This window comes from Clostridium sp., from assembly GCF_051656525.1.
Lineage (GTDB): Bacteria > Bacillota > Clostridia > Clostridiales > Clostridiaceae > Clostridium.
Window position 1 is genome coordinate 1 of the sequence record NZ_JBOGCC010000383.1, and the last position, 1,543, is coordinate 1,543.

1 protein-coding gene and 1 pseudogene are annotated in these 1,543 nt (G+C 33.6%); both read right to left on the reverse strand.

Going from position 1 to position 1,543, the window contains the following annotated elements; genetic code table 11:
• Nucleotides 1-194: pseudogene (locus ACRDDY_RS18740) on the reverse strand (guanylate kinase); the annotation flags it as partial.
• Between the two features lie 54 nt (nt 195-248).
• Nucleotides 249-1,543 (reverse strand): ATP-dependent DNA helicase (locus ACRDDY_RS18745; protein ID WP_438566441.1); only part of this gene is annotated, 1,295 nt, incomplete at its 5' end.

A 1,543-nucleotide genomic window follows, 5' to 3' on the forward strand; every position in this document is an offset into this window, starting at 1 on the left:
TCCTTAACCATTTTATCAAACTCTTCTTTTGTAACAAAATAATAGTCTTTTCCATTTAATTCTCCATCACGTTTAGGTCTACTAGTGTATGTCACAACTGGTTTAATTGTTAGTTCCCCAATAAGTTTCTTCATAAAGAAGTCCTTTCCACACCCCGACCTACCAATTAATACTACTATTCTACCTTTTTTCATTTAATCACCCTTTCAATTAAGATAGTATTATTATAACATAGAGAGGGTTAAAAATCAACCCTCTATTAATAATTCTTTTAAGAAAGTTATTCTTGATGTACTATCCTGCCTATCAATTGCATTATTAATAGCACCAACATCCCCAATTTCAATATGCTTACCGCATGAGCGTGAATCTGCTACATATAACAACTCTCTACTTAACATTCTTTCATGAATGGGACTTGTTATGTTTATTACATACTTTGATTGCGAACCTTGAGATTTGTGCGACGAAATGGCTCTAGCCAACAATAAATCACTTAATTTGAACTTCTCATAAACTACTAGTTCTTCATTTATCTCAACAACAACCTTTTTCTCATCAACAGACCTAATATATCCAATATCACCATTGTATACTACAGTCTTTCTAACATCATCTTCATCCAACTCTTCATTTTGTTGTAGTTCATTCCACGAATCCAATGGAATAGCTTTATAGTTATTCTTAACATTGATAACAAGATCACCTTTTCTATAGAATACATCATGACCTCTATGCTTGAATGATAGTGTAACTTGATTTGGTTTAGCTGGATTAAACATAGCTTGTAGCTTTGAGTTGATGTTTAATGTCCCCAACTCCCCTATATTAAAAGGTGATAAACACATGATTTCATGAGGTTTCACACCTTTGTCGATTAGTTTTGAATATTGCTTAATTACTTCATCAAGTGGTGAATCACTTTGAATAAAGGTATAGTCATCACCAAACTTTTGAACTTCTTCATCCCCTAAGAATTTTTGACCATTTCTAATGTCCGTTGCTACCTTTAAAATACCACCATTAGCATATCTAAATACATTTGTTAGTAATGACATAGGGACTTTGTTTGATTCAAGTATGTCATCAAATACTCTACCACATCCAATAGATGACAATTGAGCATTATCTCCACAAAGTACAATTCTAGTGTTGTCATTTGCAATACCTCTAATAAGCATTTGCATTAATTCAACGCCAAAGAATGAAAACTCATCAACAATAACCACATCTGTTGTTATTACTCTATCACCAGCCAAAGCTCTGTGAAGTGTTGAGGTTGGTCTATGGATACATTCCTTCATCCTAGACGCTGCTCTACCCGTTGGTGCAAGACAAGTGTATGATAACCCATTGTCTTCTAATAGCTTAATTAAAGCAACAACACTAGACGTTTTCCCCGTACCGCTGTAACCAGCTAATATTGTAAAGCTATACTTGCAAAAGTTTTCTAATAGCCCTTGTTGTTGTTCAGTTAACTCAAATCCATCAACAACAATATATTTCTTCCAATCTACACCTAAAGGTCTACTATTTTCAATTC